The organism is Natrialba asiatica DSM 12278 (assembly GCF_000337555.1).
Lineage (GTDB): Archaea > Halobacteriota > Halobacteria > Halobacteriales > Natrialbaceae > Natrialba > Natrialba asiatica.
The window spans coordinates 58478-71930 of record NZ_AOIO01000022.1; the positions used below are offsets into that span (position 1 = coordinate 58478).

The following is a 13453-nucleotide window of genomic DNA, read 5'->3' on the forward strand; positions in this document are numbered from 1 at the left end:
CTGAATCGGAACACCTATTCCGACGGTTCCGTTCGCTTCTAACGAGTAACGGCTGCATGAGGGGACCGGGAACGGGATGGACTCGCGTAGTCACAATCGTCGCGCTAGTTGCTGTTCTCGGCGGGCTGTTCATCTGGGCGGGAACGATGCCGACCGATCCGCTGGAGCAACCCGCGTCCGACGAGACGGAGGTCCCCGGGGACCGAGGTGCTTACGTCGGATCGACGGTGACGCTCGGCGGGCAGGTCGTCGAGACCGATCCGGTCGTGATCGCGACGAGGGCGAGCGGATACGGGCAGTTCACCGTTATCGGCGCGACCGAAGCGCTACAGAATACGGACGGGCCACTCGAGCGCGGCGATCACGTCACCGCGTACGGCACGCTCGAAGACGAGTCCACGCTCGTCGCCGAACGAACGCTGACGCGCGAGTCAAGTGAGGCGGGGTACATGTATCTCGTCTCGTTCCTCGGCGGAGTGTGGGTGGTCGGTCGGTTCGTTCGTGGCTGGCGGTTCGACTGGGAGACACGCGCGTTCGTCCCGCGAGAGCGCCCCTGGAGTCTCTCGCGTCTGCTCGGCAACAACGAGCAGCCTCGCCGGTCACGGCGCGGTTCTCGTGGCGATCGATCGCCGACTCAGTCAGACCGGACCGGCGGTGATCGGCGTGCCTGACGTGCTGACGCACGTCCTCGTCGGGTACAGCATCGGGACCCTGCTCTCGTTTCGATATGCGTGGCTCCGACCGGCACACGTAACGCTGGTTATGATCGGGGCACTCTCGCCGGATTTCATGAAAATCGATTTGCTCGTTCCGGACGGTCTCGTCGGGTTTCTCCTCGGCATCCCGTTTTCGTGGGCACCGCTGCATACACTCGTCGGGTCGCTACTCGTCGCGCTCTTCCTCGGAACGCTGCTCATCGCACCTGCGCTTCGCTGGCGTGCGTTCGGTCTCTTTGTGATCGGCGCACTCTCTCACCACGTCCTTGACGTTGCGCTCGTGACGGCAACGGGGTATTCCTACGCCGTCTTCTGGCCGCTGACGACGTACCGGTTCCCGGCCGCCGACCTCTTCCTGAGTAGTGACCGCTGGCCGGCACTGGTGGCCGGTGGACTCGCGCTTACAATCTGGCTGGTCGGGCAACGGATCACGACTGCCGGGGACGATCCCTCGCGGCTATAGAGACAGAACGAGAGATCTACTCGAGAAACCGCTGTTGAACGTTTCCGGTCGGCACCAGGCACCGATCTTTCTTCCCGAACAACCGGTACCGGTTAGCTGCGACGAGTTCGTAAACGCGATCGCGAATCAAGCGTGGCACGAACCGAAACGGAGCGAGGAGTCGATAGATGCCGCCCAGAAGTGTCGCAATTCGGAGGACGGCATCGGACTTCACGTAACACTCGTCACCCTCGATCAGGACGATCGACTCGAGTTCGTCGGTGGGCAGTCCGTGTTCGGCGAGGAGTTCCTGACCGGTAGCCGACTGGAGGGAGGCGAAGTAAAACTGTTCGTCGGTGTCTCTCGGGACGAGAAACTGGACGAACCCGTTACAGAGGTTACAAACGCCGTCGAAGAGGACGATGGGGTCGTCATCGGGAATCGCCGGCTCTGAACTCGCGCTCATTCGGGGCTGAAAGTTGGCTCGCGTGGTAGTTCAGCGTTTCGGTCCAATGGGAGGCGAAGTTACGGATCCTCGGTCTGCGGTCTGTCCGGTGGTTGTTCGGTTACTGCGAACGCGTATCGATGGCTAGTCGATGCGTCGACAGCGAATTCAGGAGCGTCTCGAAGCTGAGAAAGCGACTGTACCGTGCAACAAACTTATGCCAGTCTAGGCGAGACTCGGGATAGACGAACGGTCACGACGATGTCACAGGAACCGTCCGGCCCCTCCACCATGCGGAAGCGACTCGGCAAGAGTACCGACTGGTTCGGGCGTGCGATTCGGCGGCGGGTCGCCATCGACCGGCGCGCTCTCGCCGCCTTTCGAATTTCGATCGCCGCCCTCCTCATCGCCGACCTGGTGGGTCGAACGCGGCTCCTCGAGATGTTCTATACGGATGCGGGCGTGCTCCCGCGCGAAGCGCTGCTTTCGGACTACTCGTCGTTGACTGCGTACTCGTTGCACACGCTTTCGGGAGAAGCGTGGGCGCAGTGGCTATTGTTCCTCGTCGCCGGGCTCATCGCGCTGGCGCTGCTCGTCGGGTATCGAACGCGGATCGCGACGATCGTTTCGTGGCTCCTGCTCGTCTCGCTCCACGTTCGCAATCCGATGGTGCTCAACGCGGGCGACGTGTTGCTCCGAATGTTGTTGTTCTGGAGCATCTTCCTGCCGCTCGGTTCCCAGTGGTCGATAGACGCCCGCCGACGCGAGTCGGCGCAGTCGACGGGGGACGCCGCGCCGACGGTCGCGACGATCGGAACGATAGCCATTCTGCTCCAGGTGTTGTTGATGTACCTGACCAACGCCGTCCACAAGACCAGAAGCGACATGTGGACGAGCGGCGAGGCGGTCGTGCACATCTTCCAGGCCGACCACCTGACGGTGCTGCTCGGGAACGTCCTTCCGGAGTACGCCGCCCTGCTCGAGGTCTTTACGTACGCGTGGATGGTGCTTATCGTCCTCTCGCCCCTCTTGCTCTTGCTCACCGGAATCCCCCGAGCGGTGCTCGCGACCTGTTTCGCCGGGATGCACCTCGGCATGCTCGTGACGCTTCGGATCGGTCTGTTTCCGCTGATCGTCGTCGCCGGCCTCCTCCTGTTTTACCCGCCCGGCGTCTGGGACACCGCGAGTTCACTCGCAGCCCGCGTCGGTATCGCCGGCCCGCTCCGGCGCACGCTCGACGAACTGCAGTCTCGTGCACCCGTGCTCGCGCGGTCGGCCCCCGGGTCGTGGCTGCACTCGATCGCGTTCGCATCGAACGAGAACTCGGAAGCCGAGAACGCGACGGATAATCGCAGGGGCGACGATACAAGCTCGCTCACGGCCGTCGCGAGCCAGGGGCGCGTGTTCGTCACGACGCTCATCCCCTGGCTCCTGCTCGTTCTCGTCGTCCTCTCGAACGCCGAGGCGGTCGGCTACACCGAGGTCCCCGACGCCGGAAACGAGGCGCTCGACACCCTGCAGGCCAGCCAGAGCTGGCGGATGTTCGCCCCGAACCCGACGTCGACGGCCCAGTGGTTCGTCGTTCCCGGTGAACTCGAAAACGGGACGACCGTCGACGCCCTCCACGGATCAGGGGTCGACTGGGATAGACCGCCGAACGTCGATCAAACCTACGAGACGGCTCGCGAGCGCAAGTACCTCTCGAACATGCGCTTTGCCGGCAACGAGAACCATCACTCGTACTACGCAAACTACCTCTGTGATCGCTGGAACCGCGAGCACGACACGACCCTCGAGAATCTGACTGTCTACGGCATGTCGGATCGCTCCGGGCCGTACGCGGACGAATCCGACGTGTCGAAATCCGAGGTCATCGAGTACGACTGCTCGGGCGAGTTCATCCAGGAGGAAGAATCGGACGCAATCGTCGTCACGCCCGAGTGACTCACTCTCGAGGAGGAACCGGTCGGGAACCAGTCGAGAGCCGCGAGTAACGTCTTAGTCGTCTGCTGCAGCCGTTTCCGTCCCGGCGGTCGACTCCGCGCGTTCGAGATTATCGAGGTACTCGTCGGCGTCGAGTGCCGCCTTCGAGCCCATGCCGGCCGCCGTCACCGCCTGCTGGTAGTGGTAGTCGACGACGTCGCCAGCGCCGAAGAGGCCGGGCACGTCGGTTTCGGTCTGGCCACCACCGACACCGCCCTGGGTGCGGAGGTAGCCTTCGTCGTTCAGTTTGACGCCGGTACCGCCGAGATACTCGGTGTTCGGCGTGTGGCCGATCGCGAGGAAGACTGCACCGACATCGAACTCGAACTCGTTCGTCTCGGGGTCGTCGAGTCGGTCGGTCGGGTGGCCCTGCTCGTTCTCGACGAGCGTGACGTTGTCGACGCCCTCGTCCTGGGAGCCGTGAATCTCGAGGAGTTCGGTGTTTTTCATGATCTCCATCTCGCCGTCCTCGACCTTCTCCTCGACGCGGTCGATCCAGTAGTCCTCCGCGCGGAACTCCTCGCGCCGGTGGACGAGGTAGACGGTGTCCGCGAACTTGGTGAGGAAGGTCGCTTCCTCCATGGCGGCGTCGCCGCCGCCGACGACGAGCATGTCCTCGCCGCGGAAGAACGCGCCGTCGCAGGTGGCACACGTCGAAAGTCCGTAGCCCATGAGTTCGTCCTCGCCGGGGATACCGAGCGTGCGTGCGCTCGCACCCGAGGCAACGATGACGGCGTCTGCGGTGTAGCTGTCGCCGTTAGCGAGGTCAACGCGGAACGGGCGCGTATCGGCGTCGACGGATTCGACGATGCCGTTTTTCAGTTCGGCACCGAACTGGCGAGCCTGCTCTTTCATGTTGTTGACGAGTTCGGGGCCGCCGATCCCGTCGGGGAAGCCGGGGTAGTTTGCAACGTCGGTGGTCAGGGTGAGTTGCCCGCCGGGTTCGTCGCCCTCGATGACGAGGGGATCGTTGTTCGCGCGGCCGGCGTAGATGGCGGCGGTCAGGCCGGCGATGCCGGTGCCGGTAATGATGAGTTTGCGGTGTTCGACGCCGTCGCTCTCGTCGTCTTCGATACCGAGTTTCTCGTCGAGGTCGCCGGTTTCGTTGAGCGCGCTGGTCTCGTCCCAGCCGCCGATCAGTTCGTCGTCGATGAAGACTTCCGGCGCGGTCTGGCGGCCGTCGGCGCGTTCGACCATCTCCTCGAACAGCTCGTCGTCACCGGTCACGTTGTACTCTTCGTACTCGACTCCCTTGCTGTCGAAGAGGTCCTTTGCCTTCTCACAGTAGGGACAATCCGTTTTGGTATAAATCTCGACTCGAGGCTGCTCGCTCATGTACAGTACTTGGGAAACAGGGCGTAAACCCCTTGCGTTCCCAGCAACTGCCCTGTTGTACCTGTTATCGTCTCACTCACTACCGTCCACTCACCGCTGCTCTCCCAGGCACGCTATGTGCAACTCAACCGGTCAATCGCTCGCCTCCGAATCCGCCGGCGCACGAGTTCGTTCGGTGAACTCGACGGTGACTGAAAGGGGGCGGTCCACCCGCTCTTCGAGCGCCCGCTCGAGATCCGATGGCAGCGCCGGATACGCGGTATCGGCGGGGCGTCGTACCACGACCGTCACCTCCGTTTCGTCGCTGACCGCGCCGCCGTCCTCGAACTCGGTTCGAACCTCGGTGAGTTCGAGTTCAGCGTACGAGTCCTCGGCAAGAACTGTCCGGACCTCGTCGTTGACCGCGTTCTGGAACGCCACGTGCTGAGTGAGTACCATACCAGCACCGCCGAGGACGGCGATTCCGACGACGAACATGATCGCGAGCGTCGCGGTTCGATCGCTCGAGAGGTTCGCCCGGAGCGAGCCGGGTTCCCACCCCGCCGGCCGGTAGCCGAGATACCAGAAAACGGTGAGTCCGGCAAGGAGAATCGACGTCGCATTGACCGCGAGCAGGACGAACGCGCCGAGAGCGACGCCGATCTCTCCCCACGCGAGTCCGATACCGACCGCCGACGCGGCCGGAATGAGAGCGACGGCGATCATGACGCCGACCAGCGAAACGGGGATCGCCGTTGCGAGGCCAAACGCACCCGCAGCCCCGGCACAGATGCCGACGACGAGCGCGAGTAAGCCGGGCGAGATGCGGTTTTGGACCTGCGTGATAGCCGTAATATCGATGGGGACTGGAACGATTGCCCCCGTTCGGATCACCCAGGCAAACGCGAAGGCACCGACTATCGCGACGAACAGTCCACGAACCAGCGACAAGACGCCGTCACCGAACATCTGGCGGTCGTTGAGCACGAGACCGACGGTTCCGGTCAACGCCGCACTCACCTGCGGTGCGATCACCATCGAGCCGACGACGATCGCGGGCGAATCCAGCAGGAGTCCCGCTGTCGCAACGACGGCGCTCAACAGGGTCATCACGTAGTAGGTGACCCGTCCCGGCGTCATGTTCAACGCCTTCGTCCGGATCTCCTCGCGAGAAATACTGTCATCCTCTTCTTGTCCGCTGACAAAGCGGTCCTCCAATTCCTCGATCCGTGGCGTCCGCGCGGTTTCAATCGACGAGACGATGATGAACTCGTCCTCGATGCCGACCTCCCGAAGCGATGTCAGCACGTGGTCGACGGCCTGCGTCGGCACCGGAAAGGTCACGAGTTCAGCATCGATCCCGTCGCTGCACTCGCTGGTGCGGACGTAATCGAGCCCCTCGGCTTCGAGAACGCGAAGTGCGTCGTCTCGTCTCTCCCCCGGGACGAGCACCTGGAGCAAGCGCATTCAGCGGGCGTACACTACTCCAGGTGAAATGGGTGCCGATGCGCTCCAGGCAGTGAATCCTCCGGTTGCGCTGCGTTTCGAGACGCTTCAGGCAGTCTCGACGAGTTCACCTGTCCGATCGCTGTGAGGCCGACTCGGCTCACCCGCCAGCCACCGTTCGAGGGGTGAGTGAGGGTTGAAGGCGGCGGGAGGGCGATGAACTTACGGGCCCCACCGAGAAGGGGACACTATGGCTGCGGATCTCGAGGAGAAGACCGATCGATACGAATCGTTACTCGCGGACGCGCTCGCTGAGGCGACGGTCGCGCCGCGGGAGGGAACGCCAATGGCTGACGCGGCCGCGGACTGTTACGGGATGGCCGAGTCGTACCTCGAAGACGGTCGGCACTTCCGCGAGAACGACGATCCCGTCAACGCGCTGGCGTCGTTTTCCTACGGCCACGCGTGGCTCGACGCGGGTGCACGTATCGGGCTGTTCGACGTGCCCACCGAAGGACATCTGTTTACCGTCGAATAGCGCGCGATCACGCGATCAGGGAATGCGAACGGTGTGTTCGAGCGTCCCGACGCCTTCGACTTCGATTTCGACCGCGTCGCCGTCCGAGAGCGGGCCGACTCCCTCGGGCGTCCCGGTCGCGATCACGTCGCCCGGCTCGAGCGTGAGGTAGGTCGTAATCTCGGCGATCAGTTCCGGAATCGAAAAGATGAGTTGTTCGCGAGAGCCGTCCTGTTTTACCTCGCCGTTGACTCGCGACTGGACGCGTGCGTCGTCGGGAACCTCGTCGGGCGTGGCGAGTACCGGTCCGAGCGGGGCGGACCCGTCGAAGGCCTTTCCGCGAATCCAGTTTTGCTCCTGGCGCTGATCCTCGCGGTTCGACACGTCGTTCATGCAGGTAACGCCCTCGACGACGTCCATCGCGTTGGCTTGGGAGACGTGGCGACACTGCTCCCCGATGACGACGCCGAGTTCGGCTTCGTAGTCGATCCGGTCCTTGCCCGCGGGAACGGTGACGGTATCGCCGTGACCCGCGAGGGCGTTCGGCGGCTTCAAAAAGAGCATCGGGCGGTCCGGCAGGTCGGACCCCATCTCGTCGGCGTGGTCGGCGTAGTTGCGGCCGATACAGACGATCTTCGATGGCTCACACGGCGGGAGCACGTCGATTTCGTCGCCGTCGAGACTGTAGCTTTCGTTCGCAAAGTGAACGTGGCCGCTCTCGAACTCGCCGCGTCGGACTGCACCGGCCGGGTCGCGGAATCGGACGTATTTCATGGCCGAGGGGTTGTCTCGGCGGGGCAAAAACGTTGAGGTGGCGGCGGTGCTCGCGACCGTGTCTATCCGTAGACAATAGCACGGTTTCGGTATTCAGAACCGCCTGCGAAAATCGCGTGCAGAATACGGGGGTTACGTTCAGCGGACCGGTTTGGCAGAGGCCGTATTTTCAAAACTGGGCGCGATCGCGGCGCGAACTCGAATAGGATCGACTATCGATTTACGCGTCTCAGCCCCGCCCGGGCGATGACGATTCCCACGAGCAGGGCTATCGCGCCGGCGACCGCCCACCGCACTGATCGTCCAGCGATCGGTTCGCAGTCTGCGACGCACAAAATAGGACCTATCTGGACGATTCCGAGGCCTTGGACTAGCCATAACGCCCCGAGAAGCGCCACGACGGTGCCGAAGATCGTCAATAGAGTCGTTTTCGCGTTCATGGTTCAGTACGACTCTTGATATCTATCGTCATTTGAGGATTCGATCGTCGGTCTCGGTACGACGCACTGGCGTGGCGGTTCCGCGCACGAAGGGTCTGGACGGACTCACACCGATACTCAGCGTTTCGATTTCGTCGAGAGCGAACGGACCCGATGCGATCCAGTCGTCCGTTCGACGGTTGAGACGGCAGCCGTTGTCGATCCGTTTCCAGAGCGGTGTCACCACGTCCTGGACGTAGCCACGCAGCCCGTCCGACCGGACGTGTTCGAGAAAGCGGAACTCGCCGTCCGGCTTCACGACGCGGCGGACTTCCTCGAGGGCCAACAACGGGTCCTGTACCGTACAAAACACCGCGGAGGCGATGACCACGTCGAACGTATCGTCCGCATAGGGTAGGGATTCAGCCCGTCCTGATTGCAGGTGTATGTCCAGATTGTGAGTGGTGGCTGTTTGCTCCGCCTGCCTCCGTCTGTCGGGATCCGGTTCGAGCGCGTGCAGGCGGAGTGCTGGCTCACGCTGGACCGCCGTTTGCAGGTACGGGACCATTGCACCGCTCCCCGCGCCGAGATCCAGTATCACCCCTTCGAGTTCGCGCGCGAGATACCGTCGATGCTCGGCGAGGTCAAACCGCTCAGAGAGCGCGGCGACGATCGACTGACCGGGAGTTGGTGATTTCGATTCCGACCGGTTCGTATCGGTTTTTTCAGTTGCTCTGCTCGGCATGAGTTGGTGTGAGAGACGGTCCACCGACACATGTGAATAGTGCCCTACATCTGAGGCGGGTTTAAGTGCGTATACTGCATACTCTTCTCCGATGCGACACCGGCCGCGGCAGATGCAGCCCGATCAACTCGGTACTGGACGGAGCAACTGAATACAGGTATCCCGGGCGCTCTGGCCACGAAGCACGGATCGATGGTATGAGATATATTACGATCGTCATTCCGCGGATCGACGATGAACGCTGTTCTAACGGCCAGTGCGCTCCCGATCAAGCAGTAACGGTTGAAGCGATACATCATATCAATCTCTTGGACGACGGAACCGGCGTCGGACTGTATCAACTCCGCGGCGACTTCGAACAGGGAACGAACGTATTGGAGGCGAACCCGGATGTGTTAGCGTGCGAAACGTCCGAGGCGTCGGAAGGGCTTGTCTACCTCCATTTTCGAGCAAATGCCCTCATGACCGATCTCCTCGGTATATTCCGACAGTACGAGATCGTCGTGGACTGGCCGATGGAATACACCGATCAGGGTGGACTTCGGGTAACCATGCTCGGAGAGGACGAGAAGATCCGAGAGACGATCGCAGAAATCCCCGACGGAATTCAGATTACGCTCGAAGGGACCGGCGAGTATCACTCGGATACGCGCCGGCTCGCGTCGCTGCTAACGGAACGCCAGCAAGAATTGTTAGACCTAGCGATCGATGAGGGCTATTACGAGATGCCGCGGCGCGCGACCCTCCGCGACCTTGCGGATCGAGAGGGTATCTCTGCGGGAACGGTTGGCGAGCATCTTCGGAAAATCGAAACGAAAGTGATTATGGAACTCGTTTGACGCCGGGTTTGTACAACGAGACAGTCATCTCAGCATCTGCCACGATGCGACTGAAACTTCGAATAAAGAAGTCATATCACCAACTCTTGCTCTCGCTCACACGTACGCAGCGAGTTCAACGTAGGCCTCGCGGGCGGCCCGATCGGGGTCGTCGGGATGGGTGTAGAGTTCGAGCGTCGCGAAGCCGTCGTAGCCGGTATCGTCGAGCGCGTCGAAGATGGCGCGAAAGTCGAGGTCGCCCTCGCCCGGAATCCGGTGATAGTGTTTGCCGCGGCGGCCGCCGACGATGTCCTCGAGGTGGACGCCGGTGATCGCGCCGGCGCTGCGGCGGATGCTTTCGGTCACGTCCTCGCCGTAGACGGCGGCGTGACCGAGGTCGAGGTTGACGCCGAGCCCGTCGCGGTCGAGGTCGTCGATCAGCGCGAGGGTTTCGTCGGTGTTCTCGATCAAGAGTTCGGGCTCGAACTCGATGCCTACGTCGACTCCCATCGGTTCGGCGTAGTCGAGGATGTCGTGCAGCGACTCGTGAAGGTATTCGCGGGCTTTCTCGGGCGGAGTTCCCGGAAGCGGTCGTCCGGTCGCGAGACAGACCGCGGGCGCGTCGACCGCGTCGGCCAGGTCGATGGCGCGCTTCGTGTAGTCGATGCGCCACTCGCGAGCGTCCGCGTCGGCCCGGATGACGCTCGGCTCGAAGAACGACGACGGCGGAGCATCGTCGTAGTACCCCGTCGCCGTGTTCGCGTTGATGTTCGACACTGCGAGTTCGGTTTCGTCGAGTGCGGTCCGAAGTTCGGTCCGGGCCGCGTCGCTGAACTCGGGGAAGTACGCGTGGGGTTCGTCGCCCAGGAGTTCGACGCCGGCGTAGCCGTGGTCTGCGATGTGGTAGATCGCGTCGGACAGCGAGTGGCGCGCGTAGGCGTTCGTCGAGAAGGCGAGGTCGACCATGGACCCGGTACATCGATGGGTTACTAAGGGGTTTGTGCGGGGTGTGCAGGGATGGTATGACGGGGGGGAAGAATCGTGTTCGCACGGCGAGCCGACGCAAGCGTCCTCGCGTAATCACGGTATTATAGTATCGCGTGACGGCCACACGGTGTTACGTGATCGCGTTCACGTGACATCGAACGCGCGCGCGAGGCCGACCGCCGGGACGAGGAACGCGCCGGTGAGAAGCCCCCAGCCGAGTCCGGCCGCCGCGGCGAACGCCGCGTCGAGGAGGACGAGCCCGAGCACGCAGGCACCGACCGCGGGGCCGACGGTTGCCGGAACGGGATCCGCGTAGGCGGCGCGAAGCGGGCGGCCGACCCACCAGCAGAAGGCGACGGCGAAGGCGACGGCCGCCGCGGTTTCGAGCGGCGGCGGCCGAACGGCGACGAGAAGTCGGACGAGAACCGCGAGCGCCGCGAGCGCGCCCGCGGCGGCGACGACGACTGCGCCCCTGTTCCCGCCCTCGATCTCCCGCGCCGCCATGAACGTCACGGCGGCGATGTAGGCGACGACGACCGCGGGAACGGCGAGCAGCGCCGGCCCGAGTTCGGTCAGGACCGGGTCGCCCGCCCCGGCGGTCGCTCCGGTGACGCCGAGGAGGACGTTCAGCCCGCGAGCCGTCCCCATCGCGAGAAAGCCCGCAACCGTGCCCTTGAGCGCGCCGTCGTAGAGAACGATCGCACCGGCGAGCGCCGCGGCGACGAGCGCGCCCGCGCCCCCGGCGACGCCGAACGCGACGGCGACGGCCACGACCGAGAGTCCGGCACCGAATCCGAACGCGCTCCGGCGGGAGATGCGGCCGGACGGGATCGGGCGCTCGGGTCGCTCGCGGGCGTCGATCGGCGCGTCGAACGCGTCGTTGAGCGTCGTCCCGGCGGCGTAGAGCAGGACGGAAACGACGGCGAGGCCCGCGCCGGTCGGAATGGCGAGTTCAGCGCCGGCGATCGCGGCGAGTGCCGCGCCGAGGACGACATCGGGCGGAGCGGTAAAGAGGTTCGGAACGCGAACCAGTTCGGCGATATCGGCGAGGGTCGGACGGAGCGAGCGGTCGCGCGCATCGTCGCTGCAATCGACGCCGCCGCCGGCCACCCTACGCCCACCCTCGTTCCTCGAGGTACGCCATCGCCCCGCGGGCGGTCTCGACCGGCGTCTCCTCGTAGGGATAGAGTTCGATCGTGACGAAGCCGTCGTAGCCGCGGTCGTCGAGTTCGCCGAGGAACCCGTCGATGTCCATCGACCCCTCGCCGAGTTGGGTGTGTTCGTGCCGGCGGTCCGCGGGAATGTCCTCCAGGTGGTAGTGAGTCGTGAACTCGTCGAGGTCAGCGACCAGCGCGGTGGGATCCTCGCCGACGCAGTAGAGGTGCCCGGCGTCGAAGTTACACCGGACGCGCTCCGAGTCGATGCGCGCTACCAGGTCGAAGAACTCGTCGGACGTTTCGATCAGGAGGTCGGGTTCGGGTTCGACCATGACGTCGACGCCGACAGCCTCGGCGCGCTCCGCGACCTCGCGGAGGCCGTCGACGAACGCGTCCGTGGCCCACTCGCGGGATTTCCCCTCGGGAATCGGGCCGCCGGGTTCGATCGAAATGTGGGGCGCGCCGAGTTCGGCGGCGGTATCGAGCGCCGCGAGGGTGTAGTCGATCCGCTCGCGGCGGTAGTCCTCGTCGGGTTCGATAAACGAGGGGTGGTGAAAGTCCTCGATCGCCGTCAGCATGAACGCGTTCGCGTTGCTGATGGCGATGTCGTTGTCGTCGAGGACGGTGCGGACGCGCGCGATTTCGTCCTCGGTCGCGTTCGGCGGGTAGAGGTGAGGCTCGTCGAGTAAGATTTCGACGCCGTCATAGCCCGCGTCGGCGAGTTCTTCGATCGCGTCCTCGAGTTGGTACTCCCTGAAGGCGTTGGTGGAGAAGCCAAACTGCATGGGTCAGGCCTCGTACTCGAAGTTCGGCGACTGCTCGAAGAACTCGTAGGGGTTCTCGAAGACGACCTTGCGAACCTCCTCGCGGTCCCAGCCGCGGTCGATCATCTCGTCGCGGGCCTTGGGAACCGCGAGCGGGTCGGAGGGGTCCCAGTCGGCGGCGCTGTTGAAGATCATGTTATCGGTGCCGTACTCTTCCAGCAGGTCGATTGCCACACTGGCCTCGATCTTGCCGGGGTAGAGGGTAAAGCCGATCCAGCAGTCGGTCCGCGCGGAGATGTCGATCGTGTTCTCCGTGTTGTGATCGATGATGATCCGGTCCTGGGTGACGCCCATCTCCTCGATGATCTCGACGATGCGCTCGGTGCCGGCCGGCTTGTCGGTGTGGGGTGTGTGGACGATGACCGGGAGGTCGCGGTCCTCGGCGATCGCCAGTTGCTCGCGAAGGGCCCACTCCTCGTCGTCGGTCACCTGGTCGAAGCCGATCTCGCCGACGCCGACGACGGGGTCGCGGTCCAGGTACTCGGGGATGCGCTCGAGGACCTCCTCGGCCATGTCCCGATAGTTCGCCTCCTTCGGTTCGAGTCCGATCGTGACGTAGTGGTCCACGTTCGCCGTCCGCTCGGCGCGATCGGTCTCGTGGTCGATGATCTGTTCGAAGTAATCGAAGAACGCACCCGCGTGATGCTTGTCCTGCCCGCTCCAGAACGCCGGTTCGATGCAGCACTCGATGCCGGCGCGACGCGCCCGTTTGTAGTCGTCCGCGGCGCGTGACACCATGTGCATGTGCGGGTCGATAATGCGCATAACCGCAGTACGGCGATGACTCGCTTTTGGGATGTCGGTCGTTCACACGAGCAACCTCCCGTTGTCCCTGAATGACGGTGGCGAGACTCGCGGGGAATACC

General features: G+C 63.8%; 14 protein-coding genes. 5 read left to right on the forward strand and 9 right to left on the reverse strand.

The window, feature by feature from the left end; translation table 11 throughout:
• The first annotated feature begins 56 nt into the window (after positions 1 to 56).
• A complete protein-coding gene (locus C481_RS08750; RefSeq protein WP_006108824.1) occupies positions 57 to 671 on the forward strand; it encodes a hypothetical protein in 615 nt (204 codons plus the stop codon).
• Positions 655 to 1179, forward strand: coding sequence for a metal-dependent hydrolase (locus C481_RS08755; RefSeq protein WP_006108825.1), 525 nt, complete (start codon positions 655 to 657; stop codon positions 1177 to 1179). The genes C481_RS08750 and C481_RS08755 overlap by 17 nt, the downstream gene beginning before the upstream one ends.
• Before the next feature lie 16 nt (positions 1180 to 1195).
• Here the strand turns inward: C481_RS08755 and C481_RS08760 are convergent, their stop codons facing one another.
• The gene (locus C481_RS08760) at positions 1196 to 1624 is read right to left on the reverse strand and encodes a thiol-disulfide oxidoreductase DCC family protein (protein ID WP_006108826.1); all 429 of its coding nucleotides are present in this window, start codon (positions 1622 to 1624) and stop codon (positions 1196 to 1198) included.
• A gap of 240 nt (positions 1625 to 1864) precedes the next feature.
• Here C481_RS08760 and C481_RS08765 point away from each other — a divergent pair, with 240 nt between their 5' ends.
• A complete protein-coding gene (locus C481_RS08765; RefSeq protein WP_049904541.1) occupies positions 1865 to 3547 on the forward strand; it encodes an HTTM domain-containing protein in 1683 nt (560 codons plus the stop codon).
• 54 nt (positions 3548 to 3601) lie between these two features.
• Here the strand turns inward: C481_RS08765 and C481_RS08770 are convergent, their stop codons facing one another.
• Positions 3602 to 4921 carry an FAD-dependent oxidoreductase gene (locus tag C481_RS08770; protein WP_006108828.1) on the reverse strand — a complete coding sequence of 440 codons (1320 nt, stop codon included), beginning with the start codon at positions 4919 to 4921 and terminating at the stop codon, positions 3602 to 3604.
• 132 nt (positions 4922 to 5053) lie between these two features.
• Positions 5054 to 6367, reverse strand: a complete 1314-nt coding sequence (locus tag C481_RS08775) for a TIGR00341 family protein (protein WP_006108829.1) — start codon at positions 6365 to 6367, stop codon at positions 5054 to 5056.
• 229 nt (positions 6368 to 6596) lie between these two features.
• On the opposite strand from C481_RS08775, the gene C481_RS08780 reads away from it, so the two are divergent.
• Positions 6597 to 6884, forward strand: a complete 288-nt coding sequence (locus C481_RS08780; protein WP_006108830.1) for a DUF357 domain-containing protein — start codon at positions 6597 to 6599, stop codon at positions 6882 to 6884.
• Between the two features lie 15 nt (positions 6885 to 6899).
• On the opposite strand, the gene C481_RS08785 is transcribed toward C481_RS08780, so the two are convergent.
• Together C481_RS08785 and C481_RS08795 are read right to left on the reverse strand one after the other, a co-directional pair.
• Complete coding sequence (locus C481_RS08785) at positions 6900 to 7637, reverse strand: fumarylacetoacetate hydrolase family protein (RefSeq protein ID WP_006108831.1); 738 nt, start codon at positions 7635 to 7637, stop codon at positions 6900 to 6902.
• A 468-nt stretch (positions 7638 to 8105) separates the two neighbouring features.
• Positions 8106 to 8801 (reverse strand): class I SAM-dependent methyltransferase, encoded by a 696-nt coding sequence (locus C481_RS08795; RefSeq protein WP_006108833.1) that lies wholly within the window; start codon positions 8799 to 8801, stop codon positions 8106 to 8108.
• A 197-nt stretch (positions 8802 to 8998) separates the two neighbouring features.
• Here C481_RS08795 and C481_RS08800 point away from each other — a divergent pair, with 197 nt between their 5' ends.
• Entirely contained in the window at positions 8999 to 9640 is a 642-nt protein-coding gene (locus tag C481_RS08800) for a helix-turn-helix domain-containing protein (protein ID WP_006108834.1), read from the forward strand.
• 96 nt (positions 9641 to 9736) lie between these two features.
• On the opposite strand, the gene C481_RS08805 is transcribed toward C481_RS08800, so the two are convergent.
• The 4 genes from C481_RS08805 to C481_RS08820 form a co-directional block, all read right to left on the reverse strand.
• A complete protein-coding gene (locus tag C481_RS08805) occupies positions 9737 to 10585 on the reverse strand; it encodes a sugar phosphate isomerase/epimerase family protein (RefSeq protein WP_006108835.1) in 849 nt (282 codons plus the stop codon).
• A 165-nt stretch (positions 10586 to 10750) separates the two neighbouring features.
• On the reverse strand, positions 10751 to 11716 hold the full coding sequence (locus tag C481_RS08810) for a UbiA family prenyltransferase (RefSeq protein WP_006108836.1): 966 nt from the start codon (positions 11714 to 11716) through the stop codon (positions 10751 to 10753).
• Position 11717: 1 nt separating this feature from the next.
• Positions 11718 to 12548, reverse strand: a complete 831-nt coding sequence (locus C481_RS08815; RefSeq protein ID WP_006108837.1) for a sugar phosphate isomerase/epimerase family protein — start codon at positions 12546 to 12548, stop codon at positions 11718 to 11720.
• A 3-nt stretch (positions 12549 to 12551) separates the two neighbouring features.
• Positions 12552 to 13352 carry a TatD family hydrolase gene (locus C481_RS08820; RefSeq protein ID WP_049904542.1) on the reverse strand — a complete coding sequence of 267 codons (801 nt, stop codon included), beginning with the start codon at positions 13350 to 13352 and terminating at the stop codon, positions 12552 to 12554.
• Between the last annotated feature and the right edge of the window lie 101 nt (positions 13353 to 13453).

What these genes read in the sequence shown, in the direction of transcription:
- C481_RS08750 (WP_006108824.1), top strand. Translation starts at nt 57, where the DNA reads ATGAGGGGACCGGGAACGGGATGGACTCGCGTAGTCACAATCGTCGCG.
- C481_RS08760 (WP_006108826.1), bottom strand. Translation starts at nt 1,624, where the DNA reads ATGAGCGCGAGTTCAGAGCCGGCGATTCCCGATGACGACCCCATCGTC.
- C481_RS08765 (WP_049904541.1), top strand. Translation starts at nt 1,865, where the DNA reads ATGTCACAGGAACCGTCCGGCCCCTCCACCATGCGGAAGCGACTCGGC.
- C481_RS08770 (WP_006108828.1), bottom strand. Translation starts at nt 4,921, where the DNA reads ATGAGCGAGCAGCCTCGAGTCGAGATTTATACCAAAACGGATTGTCCC.
- C481_RS08775 (WP_006108829.1), bottom strand. Translation starts at nt 6,367, where the DNA reads ATGCGCTTGCTCCAGGTGCTCGTCCCGGGGGAGAGACGAGACGACGCA.
- C481_RS08780 (WP_006108830.1), top strand. Translation starts at nt 6,597, where the DNA reads ATGGCTGCGGATCTCGAGGAGAAGACCGATCGATACGAATCGTTACTC.
- C481_RS08785 (WP_006108831.1), bottom strand. Translation starts at nt 7,637, where the DNA reads ATGAAATACGTCCGATTCCGCGACCCGGCCGGTGCAGTCCGACGCGGC.
- C481_RS08795 (WP_006108833.1), bottom strand. Translation starts at nt 8,801, where the DNA reads ATGCCGAGCAGAGCAACTGAAAAAACCGATACGAACCGGTCGGAATCG.
- C481_RS08800 (WP_006108834.1), top strand. Translation starts at nt 8,999, where the DNA reads ATGAGATATATTACGATCGTCATTCCGCGGATCGACGATGAACGCTGT.
- C481_RS08805 (WP_006108835.1), bottom strand. Translation starts at nt 10,585, where the DNA reads ATGGTCGACCTCGCCTTCTCGACGAACGCCTACGCGCGCCACTCGCTG.
- C481_RS08815 (WP_006108837.1), bottom strand. Translation starts at nt 12,548, where the DNA reads ATGCAGTTTGGCTTCTCCACCAACGCCTTCAGGGAGTACCAACTCGAG.
- C481_RS08820 (WP_049904542.1), bottom strand. Translation starts at nt 13,352, where the DNA reads ATGCGCATTATCGACCCGCACATGCACATGGTGTCACGCGCCGCGGAC.